The 21,900-nt window shown below is 59.9% G+C and carries 26 protein-coding genes; 17 read left to right on the plus strand and 9 right to left on the minus strand.

Features of this window, described 5'->3' with window-relative positions:
* Positions 1-117: 117 nt before the first annotated feature.
* The 5 genes from grxD to purL form a co-directional block, all read right to left on the minus strand.
* Complete coding sequence (gene grxD / locus U1A24_RS19190; protein ID WP_322323593.1) at positions 118-480, minus strand: Grx4 family monothiol glutaredoxin; 363 nt, start codon at positions 478-480, stop codon at positions 118-120.
* Positions 477-767 (minus strand): hypothetical protein, encoded by a 291-nt coding sequence (locus U1A24_RS19195; RefSeq protein WP_322323594.1) that lies wholly within the window; start codon positions 765-767, stop codon positions 477-479. The genes grxD and U1A24_RS19195 overlap by 4 nt, the downstream gene beginning before the upstream one ends.
* An 8-nt stretch (positions 768-775) precedes the next feature.
* A complete protein-coding gene (locus U1A24_RS19200) occupies positions 776-1,012 on the minus strand; it encodes a BolA/IbaG family iron-sulfur metabolism protein (RefSeq protein WP_322323595.1) in 237 nt (78 codons plus the stop codon).
* A 63-nt stretch (positions 1,013-1,075) separates the two neighbouring features.
* The gene (locus U1A24_RS19205; protein ID WP_322323596.1) at positions 1,076-1,558 is read right to left on the minus strand and encodes a GNAT family N-acetyltransferase; all 483 of its coding nucleotides are present in this window, start codon (positions 1,556-1,558) and stop codon (positions 1,076-1,078) included.
* On the minus strand, positions 1,555-3,714 hold the full coding sequence (purL, locus tag U1A24_RS19210; RefSeq protein ID WP_322323597.1) for a phosphoribosylformylglycinamidine synthase subunit PurL: 2,160 nt from the start codon (positions 3,712-3,714) through the stop codon (positions 1,555-1,557). Before purL ends, U1A24_RS19205 begins: the two co-directional genes overlap by 4 nt.
* A 159-nt stretch (positions 3,715-3,873) precedes the next feature.
* On the opposite strand from purL, the gene U1A24_RS19215 reads away from it, so the two are divergent.
* Both U1A24_RS19215 and U1A24_RS19220 read left to right on the plus strand, forming a co-directional pair.
* Entirely contained in the window at positions 3,874-4,221 is a 348-nt protein-coding gene (locus U1A24_RS19215) for a YciI family protein (RefSeq protein WP_322323598.1), read from the plus strand.
* Between the two features lie 8 nt (positions 4,222-4,229).
* A complete protein-coding gene (locus U1A24_RS19220) occupies positions 4,230-5,456 on the plus strand; it encodes an RNA polymerase sigma factor (protein WP_322323599.1) in 1,227 nt (408 codons plus the stop codon).
* Positions 5,457-5,673: 217 nt separating this feature from the next.
* Here U1A24_RS19220 and U1A24_RS19225 read toward each other — a convergent pair whose 3' ends face one another.
* From U1A24_RS19225 to U1A24_RS19235, 3 genes are all read right to left on the minus strand, one after another.
* Positions 5,674-6,300, minus strand: a complete 627-nt coding sequence (locus U1A24_RS19225) for a peptide chain release factor-like protein (protein ID WP_322323600.1) — start codon at positions 6,298-6,300, stop codon at positions 5,674-5,676.
* A complete protein-coding gene (locus U1A24_RS19230; protein ID WP_322323601.1) occupies positions 6,300-7,433 on the minus strand; it encodes an RNA ligase RtcB family protein in 1,134 nt (377 codons plus the stop codon). The genes U1A24_RS19225 and U1A24_RS19230 overlap by 1 nt, the downstream gene beginning before the upstream one ends.
* Before the next feature lie 239 nt (positions 7,434-7,672).
* Positions 7,673-8,566 (minus strand): LysR family transcriptional regulator, encoded by an 894-nt coding sequence (locus tag U1A24_RS19235; protein WP_322323602.1) that lies wholly within the window; start codon positions 8,564-8,566, stop codon positions 7,673-7,675.
* 201 nt (positions 8,567-8,767) lie between these two features.
* Between U1A24_RS19235 and U1A24_RS19240 the strand changes: the two genes are divergently transcribed.
* The 4 genes from U1A24_RS19240 to U1A24_RS19255 all read left to right on the plus strand — a co-directional run bounded on the left by U1A24_RS19240 (position 8,768) and on the right by U1A24_RS19255 (position 11,370).
* Positions 8,768-9,646, plus strand: coding sequence for a lysophospholipid acyltransferase family protein (locus U1A24_RS19240; protein WP_322323603.1), 879 nt, complete (start codon positions 8,768-8,770; stop codon positions 9,644-9,646).
* Between the two features lie 51 nt (positions 9,647-9,697).
* Complete coding sequence (gene murI, locus U1A24_RS19245; protein ID WP_322323604.1) at positions 9,698-10,510, plus strand: glutamate racemase; 813 nt, start codon at positions 9,698-9,700, stop codon at positions 10,508-10,510.
* Between the two features lie 349 nt (positions 10,511-10,859).
* Positions 10,860-11,135, plus strand: a complete 276-nt coding sequence (locus U1A24_RS19250) for a BrnT family toxin (protein ID WP_322323605.1) — start codon at positions 10,860-10,862, stop codon at positions 11,133-11,135.
* Positions 11,092-11,370 carry a BrnA antitoxin family protein gene (locus U1A24_RS19255; protein ID WP_322323606.1) on the plus strand — a complete coding sequence of 93 codons (279 nt, stop codon included), beginning with the start codon at positions 11,092-11,094 and terminating at the stop codon, positions 11,368-11,370. Before U1A24_RS19250 ends, U1A24_RS19255 begins: the two co-directional genes overlap by 44 nt.
* 41 nt (positions 11,371-11,411) lie before the next feature.
* Here U1A24_RS19255 and U1A24_RS19260 read toward each other — a convergent pair whose 3' ends face one another.
* Complete coding sequence (locus U1A24_RS19260) at positions 11,412-12,503, minus strand: type I restriction enzyme HsdR N-terminal domain-containing protein (RefSeq protein WP_322323607.1); 1,092 nt, start codon at positions 12,501-12,503, stop codon at positions 11,412-11,414.
* A gap of 200 nt (positions 12,504-12,703) precedes the next feature.
* Between U1A24_RS19260 and U1A24_RS19265 the strand changes: the two genes are divergently transcribed.
* The 11 genes from U1A24_RS19265 (at position 12,704) to U1A24_RS19315 (ending at position 21,830) form a co-directional block, all read left to right on the plus strand.
* On the plus strand, positions 12,704-13,453 hold the full coding sequence (locus U1A24_RS19265) for a DUF1684 domain-containing protein (protein ID WP_322323608.1): 750 nt from the start codon (positions 12,704-12,706) through the stop codon (positions 13,451-13,453).
* Positions 13,454-13,514: 61 nt separating this feature from the next.
* The gene (argC, locus tag U1A24_RS19270; protein WP_322323609.1) at positions 13,515-14,543 is read left to right on the plus strand and encodes an N-acetyl-gamma-glutamyl-phosphate reductase; all 1,029 of its coding nucleotides are present in this window, start codon (positions 13,515-13,517) and stop codon (positions 14,541-14,543) included.
* 9 nt (positions 14,544-14,552) lie between these two features.
* Positions 14,553-15,005, plus strand: a complete 453-nt coding sequence (gene ccmE / locus U1A24_RS19275) for a cytochrome c maturation protein CcmE (protein WP_322323610.1) — start codon at positions 14,553-14,555, stop codon at positions 15,003-15,005.
* Positions 15,006-15,108: 103 nt separating this feature from the next.
* The gene (locus tag U1A24_RS19280; protein WP_322323611.1) at positions 15,109-15,720 is read left to right on the plus strand and encodes a holin-associated N-acetylmuramidase; all 612 of its coding nucleotides are present in this window, start codon (positions 15,109-15,111) and stop codon (positions 15,718-15,720) included.
* A complete protein-coding gene (locus U1A24_RS19285) occupies positions 15,711-16,196 on the plus strand; it encodes a holin family protein (RefSeq protein WP_322323612.1) in 486 nt (161 codons plus the stop codon). Before U1A24_RS19280 ends, U1A24_RS19285 begins: the two co-directional genes overlap by 10 nt.
* A gap of 77 nt (positions 16,197-16,273) precedes the next feature.
* Positions 16,274-18,019, plus strand: coding sequence for an arginine--tRNA ligase (gene argS / locus U1A24_RS19290; protein ID WP_322323613.1), 1,746 nt, complete (start codon positions 16,274-16,276; stop codon positions 18,017-18,019).
* 85 nt (positions 18,020-18,104) lie between these two features.
* Positions 18,105-19,190 (plus strand): SPOR domain-containing protein, encoded by a 1,086-nt coding sequence (locus U1A24_RS19295; protein ID WP_322323614.1) that lies wholly within the window; start codon positions 18,105-18,107, stop codon positions 19,188-19,190.
* Positions 19,187-20,194 (plus strand): beta-N-acetylhexosaminidase, encoded by a 1,008-nt coding sequence (gene nagZ / locus U1A24_RS19300; protein ID WP_322323615.1) that lies wholly within the window; start codon positions 19,187-19,189, stop codon positions 20,192-20,194. The genes U1A24_RS19295 and nagZ overlap by 4 nt, the downstream gene beginning before the upstream one ends.
* Positions 20,181-20,984, plus strand: a complete 804-nt coding sequence (locus U1A24_RS19305; protein ID WP_416173508.1) for a segregation and condensation protein A — start codon at positions 20,181-20,183, stop codon at positions 20,982-20,984. The genes nagZ and U1A24_RS19305 overlap by 14 nt, the downstream gene beginning before the upstream one ends.
* Positions 20,981-21,622, plus strand: a complete 642-nt coding sequence (gene scpB / locus U1A24_RS19310; RefSeq protein WP_322323617.1) for an SMC-Scp complex subunit ScpB — start codon at positions 20,981-20,983, stop codon at positions 21,620-21,622. The genes U1A24_RS19305 and scpB overlap by 4 nt, the downstream gene beginning before the upstream one ends.
* A 4-nt stretch (positions 21,623-21,626) precedes the next feature.
* A complete protein-coding gene (locus tag U1A24_RS19315; RefSeq protein WP_322323618.1) occupies positions 21,627-21,830 on the plus strand; it encodes a hypothetical protein in 204 nt (67 codons plus the stop codon).
* Positions 21,831-21,900: the final 70 nt, after the last annotated feature.

Below are 21,900 nucleotides of genomic sequence, written 5' to 3' on the forward strand. Positions count from 1 at the left end.
CAGTGGCTGTCAGTGGTGGACATGATATTGAAAAGAAAAATATGTTGCGCGCCAGGGAGGCGGAACCGCATGCAAGAGGTGATAACGAACGTATCAGGACTCCCCCGCTCCGACAGATCAGCCCGCGTTCGCTTCGCGGATCTTCTCCGCCGCCGCCTTGTCAAACGCCACGCCATTGGCTTCAAGGAGCGCATCCAACTCGCCCGAGAGCGTCATCTCGATGGCAATATCGCAGCCGCCAACAAACTCACCTTTGACGTAAAGCTGCGGAATCGTTGGCCAATCCGAGAATTCCTTGATGCCCTGCCGGATTTCTGCATCCGCCAGCACGTTCACATCGGCATACTCAACACCGAGATAATTCAAAATCCCCGCCACTTTCGACGAGAATCCGCACTGCGGCATCAACTTGTTGCCCTTCATAAACAACACCACATCGTTCTTCGTCACGGTGTCTTTGATCGTCTCTAGAGCAGTCATTCTGCGCTTCCTTTTCTGTCTTTCGTCGGAACGAAAATCTTTGCGTATTCTTCTGGGTCTTTTGGCACGGTGTATGCGTTGCTAACGGTGCTCGCCAGAAAATCTCTCGACTTTTGCGGATAGCGACTACCCAAAACATGCACATCCTTCTTTGGATCATCTGTTGTTAGGGCGGGCCGCCATTCAGAATGTCTATTCTTCGCCTCGTGCCATCGTTTCAGACCTATCAGCACGACAAAAACCAAACCCACCGCCACAACCACCAACCCGATAGCTTCGATGGGCATGGCTCGGCTCACTCCGGCGCTTTCGTCGTCAGCGCCAGCGCGTGCAACGCGCCCGCAGGGCCGTCCATCTTGCCCTTCAAACTGGCGTAAACCGCGCGTTGTTGTTGCACCCGGTTCATGCCTTTGAAGCTGGCATCAATCACCTCAGCCGAGAAATGCGCGCCGTCGTCGCCCTGCACGGTGATCTTGGCCTGCGGAAACGCCGCTCGGATCAAGGCTTCAATCTCATGGGCTTCCATCGCCATTGCGCACTCCTGAACAGTTCATCGCAAATGTAAGCTTGGGGCAGGGGCGCTGCAAGGGGCCAATCAGCCCGCCTGCCACTCCGCCCGCAACATGCCGTAGATCAACAAATCCACCACCCGGCCCAAGGCAGGCCGATACCAATGCCCGCGCAGTCGCCCCTCCAGCACAAACCCCGCCCGGACATACGCCGCCTGCGCGCGCAAATTCTCACCCGAGGCATCCAGCCACAGCCTTTGCGCCGCCAAATCATGAAACGCATAGCCGATCATCGCGCGCAAAAACGTCTGACCCTCACCACGCCCCGCGTGGTCCAGCGCCAACCTGCGCAATTCCACCACACCCGCGCCATCCTGTGGCACGGCATAAAGCGCAAATCCGCGCGGCCCGTGATCGTCTTCCCAGATCAGCAGCCGCGCCGCAGGGCTGGTCAGATAAACCGCCAACCCAGCCTCATCCTCATCGGTGATGAAAGGTGCGTACTCTGCCCGCCCCGCTACAGACCGGATAAAGCCGAAATCAGCGGCTAGGGCAGGGCGCAGCCTCACCCCACCGCCTTCTCAAACGCACCGCGATAGAGGTTCGACAATTCAGCCAAGCTGGCCTTGTCACCGCCGAAATCCACCACATCGCCGCCAAACACACCGACGCGCGACACCAACGCGCCAGCGGCCCGACCTGCCGCTTCAACCGCCGCCACCGCTTCCGGTGCAACCGCGATCAGATAGCGCGCCTGATCCTCGCCAAACAGCACCGCCACATCGCCCGAGGTCAAAGCCACCCCAAGCCCCGCGCCCTCGGCCATCTCAAACGCCGCCAGCGCCAGCCCGCCATCCGCGAGATCGGTGCAAGCCCGGATCGCCTTGCGCGACGCCAAAACCACCGCCGCCGAAGCCTTCTCGGCCTCCAGATCGACAAACGGCGCATCGCCCGCCTCAATCCCAAACGCTTCCGCGAGCAGGGCCGACTGCCCCAGATGCCCCTTGGTCGCGCCAATCACCAGCGCCATGTCACCCGCAACAGGCCGCCCAGAGATCAGATCATCCAAGCTTGCCAAAATCCCCACCGCGCCAATCGTCGGCGTCGGCAAAATCCCCGAACCATCGGTCTCATTATACAAAGACACGTTGCCCGAAACGATCGGCATATCCAGCGCCGCCACCGCAGCACCTATGCCCTTGATGGCCCCCACCATCTGCCCCATGATTTCGGGCTTTTCCGGGTTGCCGAAGTTCAAATTGTCGGTCGTGGCCAAAGGCTTGGCCCCCACCGCGATCAGGTTACGGTAAGCCTCGGCAACAGCCTGTTTGCCACCCTCAAACGGGTTCGCCTTGACATAGCGCGGCGTCACATCCGAGGTGAATGCCAGCGCCTTGCCAGTGCCATGCACCCGCACCACCCCCGCACCCGCGCCCGGTGCCACCACCGTATCGGCGCCAACCATGCTGTCATACTGCTCGTAAACCCAAGCCTTCTGCGCATAATTCGGCGAGCCAATCAGCGCCCGCAGCCCGGCAATCGCGCCAATCGCAGGCACCACCCCCAACGGCCCAGCCGCAGGTGTTTCCACCCAAGGCCGATCATATTCCGGCGCAGAGGACGATAGTTTCGACAAAGGCAGATCGGCTTTCACCTCATTGCCATGCAGGATCAGGAAGCGATCCTCAGGGATCGTCTCACCCACAATGGCGAAATCCAGATCCCACTTCACGAAAATCGCCCGCGCCACGTCTTCCAGTTCTGGCTTCAGAACCATCAGCATGCGTTCTTGGCTTTCCGACAGCATCATCTCATAGGCCGTCATATGGGTTTCGCGCTGCGGCACGGCATCCAGTTGCAGCTTGATCCCCAAGCCGCCCTTGTCGCCCATCTCAACCGCCGAACAGGTCAGCCCAGCCGCGCCCATATCCTGAATCGAGATCACCGCCCCCGAAGCCATCAGCTCCAGACACGCCTCCAGCAACCGCTTTTCAGTGAAGGGGTCGCCAACCTGCACGGTCGGGCGCTTATCCTCAATGGTATCGTCAAACTCCGCCGAGGCCATCGTCGCCCCACCTACGCCATCACGGCCGGTCTTCGCGCCCAGATACACCACCGGCATCCCCACGCCGGACGCCACCGAGTAGAAAATCTTGTCTGCATCCGCCAACCCGGCGGCAAACGCGTTCACCAGACAGTTGCCGTTATAGCTTTTGTGGAAGCGCACCTCGCCCCCCACGGTCGGCACGCCAAACGCATTGCCATAAGACCCGACGCCCTCAACCACACCCTTAACCAGATAGCCGGTCTTCGGATGCGACGGCACCCCGAACGACAGCGAGTTCATCGCCGCAATCGGCCGCGCCCCCATGGTGAACACATCGCGCAAAATCCCGCCCACGCCAGTGGCAGCCCCCTGATGCGGCTCGATATACGAAGGGTGGTTGTGGCTCTCCATCTTGAAGATCACCGCCTGCCCGTCGCCAATATCAACGACGCCTGCATTCTCGCCCGGCCCGCAAATCACCTGCGGCCCGGTGGTCGGCAGCGTGCGCAGCCATTTCTTCGACGACTTATAGCTGCAATGCTCGTTCCACATCGCGCTGAAAATCCCCAGTTCGGTGAACGACGGCGCGCGCCCGATGATCTCCAGCAAACGCTGATACTCATCCGGTTTCATCCCGTGGCTGGCAATCAGTTCGGGTGTGATGGCGGGCTCGGTCATGGCATTCCCCGGAAATATGAGAGTTGCGGGCGTCATAGGCCAAGCGGGCCAACAGGGAAAGGGCCGGGACAAAATTCCCGCAATTATTTCACCCGCTTTGTCGAAATCCGGCCTTGGCAAACGTCCTTGTGCTATCGAAACCCAAACACGGAGACGAAAATGCAATTCATGGCCCTGATCTATTCCGCCCCCGGCACCGAGCCGCCCTATGGCAGCCCAGAGTTCGCGGCCTTCATGGAAGGCTATTTCGCGCTGTCCGCCAAGCTGAAGGCCGATGGGGCCTTCATCGCCGGAGAAGGTCTGCAACCGGCCGAAACCGCCACCTCTGTCCGTCTGCGTGGCGGCAAAGTCGAGACGATGGACGGCCCCTTCGCTGAAACCAAGGAACACCTCGGCGGCTTCTACCTGTTCCACGCCGATAGTCTGGACGCCGCCATCGCCTATGCCGCGATGGTGCCTTCGGTGGCTTGGGGCACAGTCGAATTGCGCCCGGTGATGGAATACTGAGACCAACCATGACCGACCCAGCCGCAGCCCTATCCCAATGCCTGCGGCGGGACCGTGGCCGCATCCTTGCCGCTCTGATCGCCCGCGTCGGGGATTTCCAACTCGCCGAGGATGCGCTGCAAGATGCCTGCGTCTCTGCGTTGCTCCATTGGGGCAGGGCAGGGCCGCCGCACCGGCCCGAGGCTTGGCTGATCCGCGCCGCCTTCCGCAAAGCCATCGACCGTCTGCGCGGTGCCGCCCGTGATGGCCGCCAAGCCACCGCGCTGGCGCAACTCGCCCGCGATGAGGCCGCCGATGATCCCGCCAGCATCCCGGATGAGCGTCTGCGGCTGATCTTCACCTGCTGCCACCCGGCGCTGGATGAAAAATCCCGCTGTGCTTTGACCCTGCGCACCGTCTGCGCCCTGACCACCGCCGAGATCGCCGCCGCTTTCCTCGATGCCGAACCCACAATGGGCCAGCGCATTACCCGCGCCAAATCCCGCATCGCCGCCCTAAGCCTGCGCTTCGATCTGCCCGACGCCGCCGAGTGGCCGGAACGTCTGCGCTCAGTGCTGACGGTGATCTACCTGATCTTCACCACGGGCCACACGCAATCCAACCCCAGCCTGTGCCAAGAGGCGATCTTCCTCGCCCGCCTGCTGCTCACCCTGCTGCCGCATGATCCCGAAACCCAAGCCTGCCTGGCGCTGATGCTGTTCAGCCATGCCCGCGCACCCGCCCGTGCGTCAAACGGCCAAACCATCCCGCCCGAACACCAAGACCGCAGCCTGTGGAACGCAGCCGAAATCACCGAAGCCATCACCCTGCTGAACGCCGCCATATCCCAAAGCCGCCCCGGCCCGATGCAGCTGAAAGCCGCTATCGCCGCCAGCCACATTCTGCCGCCCACCCCCGATTGGCCGCAGATCGAAGCGCTCTATGCCCGCCTGCTGGAACTGGAGCCCACCCCGGTTATAGCCCTCAATCGCGCCGTGGCTTTGGCCGAAATCGGCCAGCCGGAACAGGCGCTGCGCAGGCTCAAGGCGCTTGCCAAACCCCTTGCCAACTACCAACCCTATCATGCCGCCCTTGCGCATGTGTTGGCGCTAACAGCGAATCACCCCGCAGCCTATGCCGCCTACACCCGCGCCATCGCACTTGCAGCAAATCTCGCAGACGCAGCATTTTTGGCCGAACGCCGCAAAAATCTGCTTGATGCGCAGGCAGTTAACAAAACTACCCCCGAAAGCTAAAAAAAAGGCCGAGCTTTCGCTCGGCCAAGTCCAACAGGGAGGTATGAAGCAGCAAGAGCGAACTCGACTGCTGCCTCACAGCGGTATCTATACCTATGGCTGATTTGCCTCAATAAAGAACAGGCTGCACCTGCGGCAATGCCGCCATGCATTCTGCGCATAGCTTTGACCGTTTGATCAGTTTCTGCCCGGCCTCATAGCCCGTGCAATCTCGGCCTCAGCCTTCCCACCGCCTTTCCACAAACGTATCCCCCTCAAACACCCGCCGCGCCGCACCGCGCTGCAATTCCTTGTGCATCAGATTGGCGCGGCGCTTTGCATCTGCCTCGCTTTGCGCCGCCCTTTGGTCCACCAAGAATTGCAACCGCTGCAAGGCCACCGCCTTGTTGCGATGCTGCGAGCGTTCATCGCGCGAAACGGCGACAATACTGCGCCACTCCGCCCGCACGGCGCTATCTGTGGTGTTCTGGTGCTGCCCGCCCGGCCCGCCAGCGCGAAAGCTGCTAAAGCGCACTTCGGCAGGATCAATCCGCACCGCATCTGGCGCGGGCTGATCCAAGGCGAAAACCCCAACAAACCAGTTCGCACGGCGATGCTGTGGCCGCAGCTTGCTCTTCTGCCGCCAAAGCACGGTGCCCAACCACTGAGCGGCCAGCTTTTCGGCACCCACCCCTTCCAGCACCACGATCACCGAGGCGGGCCGTTCCTTTGGACCATCAAAACAGGCATTCATCTCAAGCCCCAACGCTTCTGCTTCCGCAGCCATCCGGGCCACAACATGCGCCACCGCCTGCCTGCATTCCTCTGGCCCATCGCCGCTGCTGATCAATAGCGAAACCTGCATCACAGAAACTCCTCAACACGGGTTTTCTTATAGGTCAGCAACGGGCGCAAAGCCGCCACAGGCTCGGCCAATCCCAAAGCCTGCAAATCCGCCAGCACATTTGCCGCCGATTTATAGGCACTGCCGGCTTCCTCAATCAGCAAATCGGCGTCTTCGCACAAGATATGCCCGCCGAAGCTATTGCGGCGCAGACGCTCTAACTCCGAGCGGTGTTTGCGGATACGCCCATGCATCGAGGCCCGATCATGTTTGCGCCCAGCCCCATGCGCCAGCGATTGGAACGGCGTCTCCGCCGCCCCTGTCACCGCCACCACATAGCTGAGACTATCACGCGACCCAGCCAACGGCACCAAACCCCCGGTGGCAACCGCGGCCCCTTTGCGGTGTAACCAATTACCCGCCAAGCCCTGCACCAAATTATGTGGCGCATCTGAGATCAGATGAAGATCGGCGCGCAATGCCTCTGCCGCGCGTGTGGCAATCGCCAAGCGGTTTGCCTTGGCCCAAGCCACCAAGACATCATGGCGCTGCAAGTAGTGGCGGCCCGCCTCACCCTCAGCCAGCAGCCCGTCGGTCCAATGCCCTTGCAGGCTTTGGAAAAACGCGTCCCCCCACGACCGCGACCCGGAATGCACCAGCAAACACAGGCTGTTTCGTGAAAGCCCCTCGATCGGTTGCACTATGCTATCTACCGCCAGCACTTCGCAAAAGTGATTGCCGCCGCCGATGCTGCCCAAGCCAAAACCCATCGCTGGATCAATGCCCGCCGCAGCCAGCGCGGATTCTGCACCCTCCCAAGCGGTCTCAAGCACCCGCATCCGCTGCCCCGCCTTTTCGGCAGAGAACTTCCGCAAAGGCAGATCAAGTGAAAACAAGGACATGCCGCAGCCGACATCTGAACCCACCAGATGCGGATAGATCCGATCTGCTAACATGGCGGCACCCACCGGACCGAAACGGCCCGGATGCAGATCGGGGTAGCCCGCCACCGCAGACACGCCTTGCAGGTGCAAAACCTCGTTTAACTGCGCCTCAGCGCGCCCATCAATCCAAGCCGATGGGGTATAGTAATGAAAGACCCGCTCGCTTGCATGTTGTGCAAGAGAGTTGGGCCCAGAATGGGAAATGCCCATGATTTTGACTCGCTGTCAAAAGAAGATCGAAGCAGCCGAAAGCTGCCGTCACATCACGCCAAAAGCCTATGCGTTCTGGAAGTGATCAAGCCCGAAGGGAGATGTTCAAAAATGTCATGCGCAGTCTCCCTTTCATAAATGCCGATCTTGGCAGGCTTCATAGCAACCTGCCCACCGCTTGCAATCTTTCCAAATCGCAGCAGCGTAAAGCCGCAGCGATGGTGACATTAATGCAAGCCCTACAACTGCTGCCGCTTGCGAAACGCGAAAATCTCTTCTGTCACGAAATCCCGGAACGCCGACACCCGCTTGGAATGCCGCAACTCCTCTGGATAGGCCAGAAACACCGGCACTTCGGTGCTTTCGGTCTCCGGCAACACCCGCACCAGATGCGGGAAATCTTCGGTCAGATAGTCCGGCAACACCCCGATGCCCAGATGGTTCAGCACCCCCTGCAGCACCCCGAAATAGTTGTTCACCGTCAGGGTCGAGGGAATATCATGGCTCATCAACTCGGCCACCAGATTGGCCCCCGCCGCCACCTGCGCGGTGCCTGCATGCTGGCAGATCAACCGATGCTGGGTGAAATCATCCATCGTGGCGGGCGTGCCATGCTCGGCCAGATATTCCGGCGTCGCATAAAGCCGCATCCGGATGTTCATCAACCGCTTGCGGATCAGATCGGCCTGGCTTGGCTCTTTCATCCTTATCGCGACATCCGCCTCACGCATCGGCAGATCCAACACCCGCTCTTCCAGCATCAGATCAATCTTCAGGCTGGGGTACTTCTTGTACAAAGCAGGCAGGCGCGGCGCCAACCACAACGTCCCGAACCCGGTCGTCGTCGTCACCCGCAACTCGCCAAACACCTCATCCTCGGAATCCCGGATCCGTGCGGCCGTCGCATCCAGCCGTTTGACCATCGCCTGCGTCGCATCATACAGCAATTCACCCTGTTCCGTCAGGATCAGCCCGCGTGCGTGACGGTGGAACAGCGTCACCGAAAGGCTCTCTTCCAGCGCGCGAATTTGCCGACTGACCGCCGATTGCGACAGATGCAGCACTTCACCCGCATGAGTCAGGCTGCCCTTTTCGGCAACCGCGTGAAAAATGCGCAGCTTGTCCCAGTCCATCGGTCCCTCGAAATTATTTCACGGATGATACCATGAGCCTGCTTATCTATGCACAAATTCCGCCCTGTAAACGGGGTATTTCGGTATTTTTTCCCACTGCCAGCCCGCCGTCCACTCCGCCCGCTGTCATTTCAGCGTCACGCACAGCCATTACCCTGCCGCAAAGCCGCCATTCCGCCCGCGCAAAGCCCATAGGTCCAGATGCTGCAAACCAACATCAGCCGCGACATTTCCTACGCCACCTCGGCCCGCACCAAGCCCGGCCGCGCCCTGATCCGCGTGCTGGAAAACGTCTCGGGCCGCCGCAACCTGATTGACCGTGCCGCAGGCTATGAGGCCGAGATCGCGCAAGGCCGCTCGTTCTGGGAAGTCATCCCCGCGCGTTACGGCCTCTCACTCGACCTCATCGCGGGCTCCCTTGCGAACATCCCCAGCACCGGCCCACTGGTGCTGATTGCCAACCACCCCTACGGCATCCTCGACGGGTTGATGATGGGCCATATCCTAGATGCTGTCCGGGGCGATTTCCGCATCCTCTCCAACGCCGTGTTCCGCCGTGCCGAAGCCCTGAACAAAGTCCTGCTGCCGATTTCCTTTGATGAGACCAAGGAAGCCGTGAAGCTCAACATTGAGACCCGCGCAACCGCCCTGCAATACCTCAGCGAAGGCGGCGCGATCGGCATTTTCCCCGGCGGCACCGTCTCCACCTCGCTCAAACCATTCTCCCGCCCGATGGACCCATCCTGGCGCAATTTCACCGCCAAGATGATCGCCAAATCCAATGCCACCGTCGTCCCCGTATACTTTGAGGGCCACAACTCCCGCCTGTTCCAGCTCGCCTCGCGCGTCCACGCCAATCTGCGCGTCGCCCTGCTGTTGAAAGAGTTCAAGTCCCGCACCGACACCCCCGTGCGCCTTGTGATCGGCCAACCAATCCCCACCGACACCATCCAATCCTTAAAATCCGACCCCACCGCGATGATGGAAACCCTGCGCCAAGCCACCTACGCCCTTTCACCCGCGCCACTTCCCTCCTATGCTCATGGCTACGAATTCGAGGCGAAATACAAATCCCGCTGAACCGCAGCTTCAAACCTGCGCGCAATCGGTGGGGGCGGGCAGGGGGCAAAGATGGCAGTAGGCGTATTCGACAGCGGCATCGGCGGGCTGACAGTGCTGGACGCGCTGACCAAGCGCCTCCCCGACACACCTTTCGTCTATTTCGGCGACAACGCCCACGCCCCCTACGGCGTGCGCACCCATGACGACATTTTCAACCTGACCTGTGCCGCCACAGAACGCCTCTGGGCCGAAGGCTGCGATCTGGTGATCCTCGCCTGCAACACCGCCTCCGCCGCCGCCCTGAAACGCATGCAGGAAACCTGGCTGCCCCCCGAAAAGCGTGTGCTGGGAGTCTTCGTCCCTCTCATCGAAGCCCTCACGGAACGCCAATGGGGCGACAACTCCCCCCCGCGCGAAGTCACGGTCAAACATGTCGCCCTGTTCGCCACCCCCGCCACTGTCGCCTCCCGTGCCTTCCAGCGCGAACTCGCCTTCCGCGCCATCGGCGTTGATGTCGAGGCGCAACCCTGCGGCGGTGTCGTCGATGCCATCGAACAAGGCGACGAAATCCTCGCCGAAGCCCTCGTGCGCAGCCATGTCGAGGCCCTGAAACGCCGGATGCCCCACCCGCAAGCCGCCGTCCTTGGTTGCACTCACTACCCGCTGATGGAAAAAACCTTCGCCGAGGCTTTGGGGCCAGAGGTCAAAGTCTACTCCCAAGCCAACCTCGTCGCCGAAAGCCTTGCCGACTACCTGCACCGCCGTCCAGAAATGCTGGGGCAGGGCACGCAGTCCAAATTCATCACCACCGGCGACGCGGCGTCCGTCTCCAACAAAGCCACGCAATTTTTGCGCAAGAAAGTGGTGTTCGAGTCCGCGTGACGGGGTAGGGCGGGTGGAGCCCGCGCACGGGTTCACAGATCACATCCTGTGGGCAGGGTTCCACCCGCCCACCCGCATTGCCCTGTGGCTTTCCCTGTGGCTTTCCCAGTGATTTCTACAGATCAAAACCCCAACATTCACATTGGCTCAAATATCCCCCGCGGAGCGTTCCGAACCCACAACCTGCGCGCCGCACCGCCATCATCGTAGGGCGGGCGCAACCCACCCTAACGTTCCCAATCAAATCTATAGTCCTGCTCGAAAACTTAACTTCTCCTTAACCGCCACCCCTGTTGTTAAAGGAACCCGCCACCACGCTTGCATTTCCGTATTAATGTAGTTACATTAAATGCAGATCGAATATGACCCCGCAAAACGCGACGCAACCCTCCTACACCGTGGCCTTGATATGGCTGACACCGCCGAGGTCTTCCTTGGAATGCTCGTAACAGTCGAAGACCTGCGGCAAGACTACGGCGAAACCCGCTTCACCACAGTGAGCTTCCTGCAAAACCGCATGGTGGTGGTGATCTGGACCAGACGCGGCCCCGTCCGCCGTATCATTAGTTTGAGAAAAGCAAATGCCCGCGAACAAGCCCAATTCGGCCCATCCCTACGATCCTGACACGTTCCAAGACGGCGCGTTCGATCCTGACGACGACGCACCCGACCTGACTACTCCCTACTGGACTGCCAAATTCGCCGCGGCCCGCGTGCAGCGTGGCCGCCCGAAATCCGCAGCCCCCAAAATCTCCACCACTCTGCGCCTCGACCCCGAAGTGCTGGAAGCCTTCAAATCCAGCGGTCCCGGTTGGCAAAGCCGCATGAACGAAGCCCTGCGCAAAGCCGCGGGTCTGTAGGGTGCGTGATTTCACGCACCATTTCTGCACGGCTGAAACTACTAAGAGTAGGTAGACAGCGCCTTTTCAATTTGATTAGAAAATTTATAAATATCGGACGCTTCCACAATCTGATGTCGCGTTTCGATCTTTTGATCGTCGAACAGACCAATGCTTTTTGTGGTTTTTGAGTTAAAATACAGCCTGCACACAGGCTTTCGATTGTTGTCATCTACAAAGATGCTGCAATAGCTTTTTGAGTCCCGAAGCGTAATACGTTCAACAGGTACGATCTTAGAACCTATGGCTTTGACCACAAGGAAGGCAAAAGTCTCTTCCTGTGTGGTATCAATCTCAGAGCTTTGCGGTTCCTCGACAGGCTTTTTCTCTGTGTGCTGATCATTCTGCACAGCTTCCTGACCAAAGGTCACATTCAACTTATCTTGGATTCGGTTGCGGATTAGCTCATCCAGTGCAGAAGATATCGCAGGTCGTAGCTGCTCAACCGCCGATTTCGTCAGCGTGCCATCATAGATTTGTCTTCCAACATAACGTACAAATTCGTCATCCGGCGTTGAAAGCTGCTTTTTCAAAAATGCTGCGGCGGACTTCACGAACTTTAAATTCGATGCGGCCTCAAGGATAGACTCGATAGCGAAGTTTGCTTTTTGAAAGCGTGCCAACTCCAAGACTTGGTGCTCGTCGTATGACTGCAAATCAAAAGTAAAGAACGGGCGCTTATCCATTTTGTTCTTTTCATCAATATCTGAAAAGAACCAGATTTCGCGACCATTCGTCAAAATAGCAAGACGCGCGCCAGCAACGCCAAAGTAGCGATAAAGTTGGCTATATTGTGCGCTTCCCAGCGACATGGATGTAGGCTTAGCTTCGATCAAGATTGCTATCTTTTTGTCAATCTTGATTGCGAAGTCAATTTTCTCGCCCTTTTTGATGCCAACATCCGCGATATACTCGGGTGTAACTTCCTCAAGATTGAAAACGTCAAATCCGAAAGTTTGGATCAGCGGTAACACCACCGCGGTCTTGGTCGCTTCTTCGGTTAAAGCGTGCATAGATGCATGGCGCGAGCGCGCGGCTAAATCTTTTACGCGCAACGAGAAATCCAATCTATCCTCCAACGGTGTGTGCAACATAGCGCTAGCTTGCGTTAAATCTTTGGCAGTTGGCAAGACTTGTGTTTTCTCTATATTCAGCGTCTGCTGTTTGAAGAGTTGTTCCGCGTTAGGTTAAGACACAACTCCTTAACAAACCCTTAAATCGACCATCCCACCCCATTGAATCCAAACAACAAAAAATGGTCCCGAGTTGGGACCACCGCCAAAAGGCCCCCAAAATGCTCCCCCTGACCCAACACCGCGCCGCCCGTCTGGAAGCCCTGCAAGCCGAGGACGGCTGGCTCAACCTCACCGACCGGGTCGAGCTAAATCCCGGCCCACAATCCGTAGGCTCCGCCCCCGATAATCAAATCCAGCTCTCCACCGGCCCCGCCCATCTCGGCCTGATCGACCCCACCACCGAAACCCTGACACCCCCCAGCGCCGCCCCGATCCACTTCCTTCCCACCAATTCTGGCTTCCCCCAACTCCGCCACCAAACCCTCCTCCTAGAACTCCACACCGTCGACAACACCCCCGCCCTCCGCGTCCGCGACCTCACCCTGCCGAGGCAGGCAACGCTCCATTACTTCCCCACCAACCTATCCCTCATCCTCCGCGCCCGCTGGCAAACCCTCTCCACCCCGATCCAACACTCCATCGACCAAAAAGGCGGCGCCCCCACCACGGTGAACCTCACCCACACAGCCGATTTTACCTACCAAACACACACCATCTCCCTGCTCGCCACCCACTGGAAAGACGGCAAACCGATGTTCGTGATCCGCGACCTCACCAGTGGAAAGGAAACTTACCCCGCCTCGCGCTTCCTGATCGGCGAGGATGCCACTGACACCGAGATCACCCTTGATTTCAACCGTGCCTTCACGCCCCCCTGCGGCTTCACCGATTTCGCGATCTGCCCGCTGCCGCCTCGCGAAAATATCCTGCCGTTCCGGGTTGAGGCAGGTGAGCGCCTGACACCATAATTTCACTTGCATCCTCCCCCCCCAGACGCCACATCTGCGCCAACAAATGCAGGAGGATCGCATGTCGCATCGCATCGCCATTCTGGGGGCCTCGGGCTATACAGGCGCGGAACTGGTCCGCCTGATTGCCACGCATCCTTCGATGAAAATCGTCGCCCTTTCCGCCGACCGCAAAGCGGGGATGGCGATGGCCGAGGTCTTCCCTTTCCTGCGTCATCTGGATCTGCCGCGCCTGCAAAAAATTGACGAGATTGACTTTTCCGAAGTTGATCTTTGCTTCTGCGCCCTGCCGCATGCCACCACGCAGGTAGTGGTTTCTGCCCTGCCACGCGATTTGAAAATCGTCGATCTGTCGGCAGATTTCCGGCTGCGCGACCCTGCGGAATATGAAAAATGGTATGGCCAAGCCCACACCGCCACCGATCTGCAAAAAGAGGCGGTCTATGGGCTGACCGAGTTCTACCGCGATGACATTCGCAAGGGGCGGCTGGTGGCAGGCACGGGCTGCAATGCGGCAACGGGGCAGTATGCACTGCGGCCGCTGATTTCTGCCGGGGTGATTAACCTTGATAGCATCCTGATCGACCTCAAGGCCGGGGTGTCTGGGGCAGGGCGCAGCTTGAAGGAAAACCTGCTGCATGCAGAACTTTCGGGCGGCACCCACACCTATTCGATGGGCGGCAAGCATCGCCACTTGGGTGAGTTTGATCAGGAGTTTTCTAAACTCGCCGGTCGCCCGGTTCACATTCAGTTTTCCCCGCATCTGTTGCCAATGAATCGCGGGATTTTGGCGACCACCTATGTGCAGGGCGACGCGAAGGCCATTCATCAGGTGCTGAGCGATGCTTATGCAGCCGAGCCGTTCCTGCAGGTGCTACCCTTTGGCGCACTCCCCTCGACGCGCGACATTGCAGGGTCTAACTACTGCCATATCGGCGTGATCGGAGATCGGGTTCCGGGCCGCGCCGTGGTAGTGGCTGTGTTGGACAACTTGACGAAAGGCTCGTCGGGGCAGGCCATCCAGAACGCCAATCTGATGTTGGGTATAGAGGAAACCTCGGGGCTTATGTTGGCACCGATGTTCCCGTAAGGGGCTGATATGGCTGGGCTAAAGGGGTTAAAGAAACGCCGCCGCGTGCAGTTGATCCTGTTTGCGTTCGTGCTGCTTACGGCCTCGACAGCGCTGATTGGCTACGCGATGCGCGATGGCATCAACTTTTTCCGCTCGCCCAGCCAGGTGCTGAGCGATCCACCTGCCACCGGCGAAGTGTTTCGCATCGGCGGATTGGTGGAAGAGGGCAGCCTTGTGCGCGGGCAGGGCAAGACCGTCAGCTTCAATGTCACTGACACGAACAAGGTGGTGCCGGTGAAGTTTACCGGTGTGTTGCCGGATCTTTTTGCTGAAGGTGCGGGCATGGTCGGCACTGGGCAAATGGAGGGGAATACCTTCATTGCCAGTGAAATTCTTGCCAAACATGATGAAGACTATATGCCGAAAGAAGTGGTTGACGCGCTGAAAGAGCAGGGCGTTTACGTCGCACCGCAAGAATAGGCGCAATCCCTTACGTTTTGCGCGGAATGGCACCGCGCGGGCCACTCGCATCAGATTAACCCTTTCGCGTCAGCATTTCCCCAGCAACCCAAGGGGAGATGCGATGAAATCTGTGCAGGATTTGGCGGTTGAGATTGTCGCGCGCGAAGGCGGCTTTGTGAATGACCCGGATGATCCGGGCGGGGCGACAAAACACGGCGTCACGCTGAACACATTGCGCCGACTGGGCATCGATATCACGCGGGACGTAAAGATCGACGTGGCTGATGTGCGCGCACTTTCGGCGGCGCAAGCGGTTGATATCTATGTTGAACATTACTTCCTCCGCACAGGGATCGGGGCGCTGCCAGAGAGCTTGCAGGCATCGGTTTTTGATATGTATGTCAACGCTGGGGCGAATGCAGTGAAAGTGCTGCAACGTCTGCTGACCAGCATGGGCTTTCCCTGCGACGCGGATGGCCAAATCGGCCCGCAAACCATTCGCGCGGCGCAGATGGCCGCTGAAGCGGCCCCCAGCCACCTTGCAGACGCTTACGGGATTGCGCGGCGGAACTACTATTACGCATTGGCCGATGCCCGCCCTGCCAGCCGCAAATATGCCCTTCGCCGGGATGGCGGCAAGGGCGGTTGGATCACGCGGGCTGAAGAGTTCATCGCGGCGAAATACCGACTGACAGAGGCGCAACATCAAGCACGGGTGGCAGCATGGGGTTGATCGGGAATGTCTTGAACGCACCGGGGGCGTTGGCGGCTTTGGGCGATGCCGCCAAGGGCGTGGCCGAGGTTTTCGTGCCGACTGCTACCAAGCGGATGGAGTTGTCGGCACAGGCGCAGAAGGCAGCGCTGGAGCAGTTTGGTGACGAGTTCAGCAATGCCTCAACCAGCGGGTTTGACCGATTGGTCAATGGGTTGAACCGCTTGCCGCGCCCGCTTCTGGCCTTTGGCACCATTGGTCTGTTTGTCTATGCGATGATTGACCCGAAGGATTTTGCCCTGCGGATGGTGGGGCTGAATGCGGTGCCGGAACCGTTGTGGTGGTTGCTGGGGGCGGTGGTTGCTTTCTACTTCGGCGCGCGTGAGACACATTACTTTCGCAATCGCCCGGTAAGCGTGCCCACGGGGCTGACCACGGCCTCCACCCCACCTGATGCCAATTCTGCCTTGGATGACTGGCGCACCGAGCAAAACTAGGCCCGCAAAACCGGGCTGTCCTTGACCTGTCTTGCTGGCTCTGGCATTCCCGAGCCAACGAGACAGGAATTGATCAAATGAACCTCTTCGCTGAAATCCGCTCTTTGGTGACTGATAGCCTGACGGCATTGGTGGCCGAGGGCGTTTTGCCGTCTGGCCTGGACTTTGCGCAAGTGGCGGTCGAGCCGCCGCGCGATCCGGCGCATGGTGATATGGCGACCAATGCGGCAATGGTGCTGGCCAAGCCCGCAGGTTTGCAGCCGCGCGTGATTGCCGAGGCTTTGGCCGCCAAACTTCGCCTCGACCCGCGTGTGACCGGGGCCGAAGTGGCGGGGCCAGGGTTCTTGAATCTGCGGCTGGCGGCAAGCGTCTGGCAGGGCGTGGTGAAAGCGGCGCTGACTGAAGGGCCGTCTTTCGGCAAATCCAGCGCCGGGGCAGGGCGGAAAGTGAACGTCGAATTCGTCTCGGCCAACCCCACGGGGCCGATGCATGTGGGCCATGTGCGTGGTGCTGTGGTGGGCGACGCGTTGGCGCGGCTGCTGGCGTTCTCGGGTTGGGATGTGACGCGCGAATACTACATCAACGATGGTGGCGCGCAGGTCGATGTGCTGGCGCGCTCGGCCTATGAGCGCTACCGCGAGGCCAACGGGCTGGAGCCGGAAATCCGCGAGGGGCTGTATCCGGGCGATTATCTGATCCCGGTCGGTGAGGCGCTGAAGGCGAAATACGGCACCTCTCTGCTCGATAAGGGCGAGGAGGTTTGGCTGGCCGACATCCGCGAGATTGCCTCCGAGATGATGATGGAAGAAATTCGCGGCGATCTGGCGGCCTTGGGCGTCAAGATGGACGTGTATTCCTCGGAAAAGGCGCTGTATGGCACCGGGCAGATTGAGGCTGCGATCAAGGCCCTGCGCGATATGGGGCTGATTTATGAAGGCACCCTTGAGCCGCCGAAGGGCAAGACCCTGGAAGATTGGGAGCCGCGGGTGCAAACGCTGTTCCGCTCCACAGCGCACGGCGATGACGTGGATCGCCCGGTAATGAAATCGGATGGGTCATGGACCTATTTCGCGCCTGATATTGCCTATCACTACAACAAGGTGCAGCGCGGCTTTGATGAGTTGATCGACATTTTCGGCGCCGATCACGGCGGCTATGTCAAGCGGATGAAGGCGGCGGTTTCGGCTTTGTCCAATGGCAAGGTTCCGTTGGATATCAAGCTGGTGCAGCTCGTGAAGCTGTACAAGAATGGTGAGCCGTTCAAGATGTCGAAGCGGGCGGGCACCTTTGTGACCCTGCGCGATGTGGTCGAGCAGGCGGGGGCGGATGTGACCCGTTTCATGATGCTGACCCGTAAGAACGATGTGACGCTGGATTTCGACTTTGCCAAGGTGTTGGAGCAGTCGAAAGATAACCCGGTGTTCTACGTCCAATACGCCAATGCCCGGATCAACTCGGTGCTGCGCAAATCGCGTGAGGCGGGGATTGATTGCAGCGATGCAGCTTTGGCGAATGCCGATCTTAGCATCCTTGGCCATCCGGCCGAGATTGAAATGGCGAAAAAGCTGGCAGAATGGCCGCGTTTGGTCGAGATCGCTGCCAAGGGCAACGAGCCGCACCGGATCGCATTCTATCTCTATGAACTGGCGTCGGAATTCCACGGATTGTGGAACAAGGGCAACGATGACACCAGCCTGCGCTTCATCCAAGAGGGCAATGTGGCAACATCTTCGGCGAAAATCGCCATGCTGCGCGCCACGGGCGTTGTGATTTCGGCGGGCCTTGGTATCCTTGGCGTTACTCCGGTCGAGGAAATGCGCTGACGTGCCCATGTCAAACCAGCCCGGCCAGAGAGGGCAAAACAACAAGCAGGGGTGGCATGTATCGCCCTTGCACGCGAGGCAAGACATGGCGGACGTGGATTTCGATGAGTTCGACGGCGGGTATGCCGAGCATGACGTAGCCTCTGGCTATGCGGCGGGTCGCGCCCGCGCGATGATCAATATGGCGGGGGCTGTCTGCTCGATCGCTCTGGTGATCGGGCTTGGCATATGGGGCTATAAACTGGCGGTGCGTGATGTCTCGGGTATCCCGGTGGTGCGTGCGCTGGAAGGACCGCTGCGCATTGCGCCCGAAAACCCAGGTGGCGATGTGGCGATGCATCAGGGCCTGTCGGTCAATGCCGTGGCTGCTGCAGGCACCGCCTTGCCCTTGCCGGACAAGCTGATCCTCGCGCCGCGTGACGTCGCTTTGACGGAGGAAGATCAGGCTGGCACCGCCGCGCTTGCACCGCTTCCCGAAGCCACCCGCTTGCTGGAAGGCACCGCCCCGGCAGAGGTGACGGCATCGGCTGAGCCAAGTCTTGCGCCCATTGAAATTGATCCTGTCGAACTTGGCCCTGTGGAAGCTGCCTCCGGAACGACAACCGCCGAGACGATCCCGCTTGATCCCGCAATGGATGCCAGCAGCCTTGCGGTATCAGAGCCCTTGCCCGCCACACAAGAAGACGCCGTAGCCGCAGCGCTTGCCGCCGCATTGGCCGATGGCGAAAGCACTGACGATCCCACCGCCGCAACCGAAGTTGCGGCTGCCGATCCGGTGACGTCAATCCGCCCGAAACTGCGCCCAACCAGTGCCGCTGCCGTTGCTGCCGCAGCACCGGTTGCCGCTACCGCTGAAACGCCTGCCGAGGTTCCGGCACCTGCGGTTGCTGCGGCCGAGATCGACCCCAGCACTATCGTTGCGGGCACCCGGCTTGTGCAACTTGGGGCCTTCGATGATGAGGCCAGTGCCCGCGCCGAATGGGCCAAGCTGCAAGCCAATTTCCCCGATCTGCTTGCCGCCAAGGCGATGGTAGTGCAATCCGCACAAAGTGGGGGCCGCACCTTCTACCGTCTGCGCGCACATGGCTTTGCCGATGAGGATGTCGCCCGGCAATTCTGCGCGGCCATGCTGGCACAAAACGCCTCGTGCATCCCGGTTGCGCAAAAATGATCGGCTCTGGCGCCGCGATCTTTGGGTGCGCCGGGGTGATCTTGACCGCGGCCGAGCGGGATTTCTTTCGCGACTATGACCCGTTGGGCTTTATCATTTTCGCGCGAAATGTCGAAACACCAGAACAGCTTACCCGCCTGACTGCCAGCTTGCGCGATAGCGTGGGCCGGGATGCGCCCATCCTTGTCGATCAGGAAGGTGGTCGCGTGCAACGCCTGCGCCCACCTTATTGGAGCGAATGGGCCGCCCCTCTGGACACCGTCGAAAAGGCCGGGGTAAATGCAGCCCGCGCGATGGCCCTGCGCGCACAGGTGATCGCCGTTGAACTGCGTGCTGTGGGCATTGATGCCAACTGCGCGCCTGTCGCCGATATTGGCGGGCCAGATACGCATCCTTTCCTGCGCAATCGCTGCTATGGCCAAGACGCTGAGACCGTCACTCATATTGCCCGCGCCGTCGCGGATGCCCATCTGGCGATGGGCGTGCTGCCGGTGGTTAAACACATGCCGGGGCATGGCCGGTCGATCAATGATACCCACCACGATCTGCCCACCGTGACGACAGACCGCGCGACGTTAAGCACCACTGATTTCGCCCCGTTCCGCGCGCTGTCTGACCTGCCGATGGCGATGACCGCGCATATCATCTTCTCGGCCTATGACAGCCTGCCTGCCACGCAGTCGCCCGCGATGATCAAAGCCATTCGCGAAGAGATCGGCTTTGCGGGCCTGCTGATGACCGATGATCTGAACATGCAGGCGCTAGAGGGCAGCTTGGGCCAGCGCACCGCGCGCTCGATGGCCGCGGGCTGCGACATTGCTTTGCATTGCAAGGGCGATATGGCCGAAATGCTGGAAGTCGCCGCGGCCGCAGCTGCGATGACCGAAGCCGCCCGCAGCCGCGCCACCGCAGCGCTTGCGCAACGCCGCCCTGCTCCAAGTGTTGACATTGCCGCCCTGAAGGCCGAATTTTCTGCCCTGATGGGCGAAAATGCAGATGGCTGATCCCGACCGCGACGACTGGACCACACCCGAGCGCGTGCCGGCTGCCGAACGGCTCGCGTCCGAAGCGCTGATCATTGATGTGGAAGGGTTTGAGGGCCCGCTTGACCTGTTGTTGATGCTGTCGCGCACGCAAAAGGTCGATCTGCGCAAGATTTCCGTGCTGCAACTGGCCGAGCAGTATCTGGTGTTTGTGCAGCGCGCAGCAGCCCTGCGGATTGAGCTGGCCGCCGATTATTTGGTGATGGCGGCTTGGCTGGCCTTCTTGAAATCCCGCCTGCTGCTGCCGCCCGAACCCGGTGAGGCGGGGCCATCGGCGGAAGATCTTGCGGCCCATCTTGCCTTCCAGCTGGAGCGGCTGTCGGCGATGCGCGAGGCTGCTGCCCGGCTGATGGGCCGTGATCAGTTGGGGCGTGATTTCTTTGCGCGGGGCGTCCCCGAGGATGTGACGCGCAAGGTCAATGTCAGCTACACAGCGACGCTTCTTGATCTGATGCGTGCCTATGCCCGCATCCGCACCCGCGACGAATTCCGCCCCTATGCCTTTGATCGCAAAGACGTCTATACGATGGAAGACGCGCTGGAACGGATGCGTGGCTTACTGGGTTATGCCGGAGAATGGTCGGATTTAACCAGCTTCATGCCGGACGGGTGGGAGGTCTCGCCCGCCCGCCGCAGATCGGCCACCGCTGCCCATTTCGCCGCGATTCTGGAAATGGCCAAACGCGGCCAAGTGCAGATCAAACAGGGCGAGGTTTTCGCTCCGCTGATGATCCGCAGGGCCGATCCATGACCGATCCGATCGAAAAAAGCCTGTTCGAAGCGCCACCGATGGGCGAGCAGGAACGTATGGTCGAAGCCATTCTGTTCGCGGCGACCGAGCCTGTGACCTTGGCCGAACTGGTCAAACGCATGCCGCATGGTTGCGACCCCGCCGAGGCTTTGTTGACCCTGCGTCGCCGCTATGACGGGCGGGGGGTGAATATGGTCAAGGTCGGGGATGCCTATGCCTTCCGCACCGCCGCCGACCTTGGGCATCTGATGCAGAAAGAAACCGCCGAGCAGCGCAAGCTGTCGCGTGCGGCGATTGAGACGCTGGCGATTGTGGCCTATCATCAGCCGGTGACACGGGCCGAGATTGAAGAAATTCGTGGCGTGGCGGTCAGCCGGGGCACCGTAGATCAGCTGTTGGAACTGGATTGGATCAGGCTGGGCCGCCGTCGGATGACGCCGGGGCGTCCGGTGACCTTTGTGGTGACGGATCACTTCTTGGACCATTTCGGGCTTGAATCCGCCCGCGATCTACCGGGTCTGAAGGAACTGCGCGCCGCCGGGCTTCTTGATAGCCGCCCCTTGCCGGGCGCTTTGGTGACCCCATCTGAAGATGAAGAACAGCCCAGCACCGGGCAAAGCGAATTGTTTGAGGATTAACGCGATGGACCGCATCATTCAGATGATTTTGAACAAATTCTTGGGGCGGCTGGTCAATACCGCCGTAAACAAGGGTGTCGACTATGCGGCAAGGCGGGGGAAATCCCCCGATCAGATGACGCCGGAGGAGCTTGAACAAGCGCGGGCTGGCAAGGACATGGCCAAACGCGCGCGCCAAGCCGCCAAGCTGACACGCCGCATCCGCTAAAGCAAAAGGCCCGCCATTTGGCGGGCCTTTTTGTAGAGATTTGGAAAGCTTATCGCGCGCGACGACCGCC

The sequence above is a fragment of the Cypionkella sp. genome, assembly GCF_034376685.1.
In the GTDB taxonomy this organism is placed as follows: domain Bacteria; phylum Pseudomonadota; class Alphaproteobacteria; order Rhodobacterales; family Rhodobacteraceae; genus Cypionkella.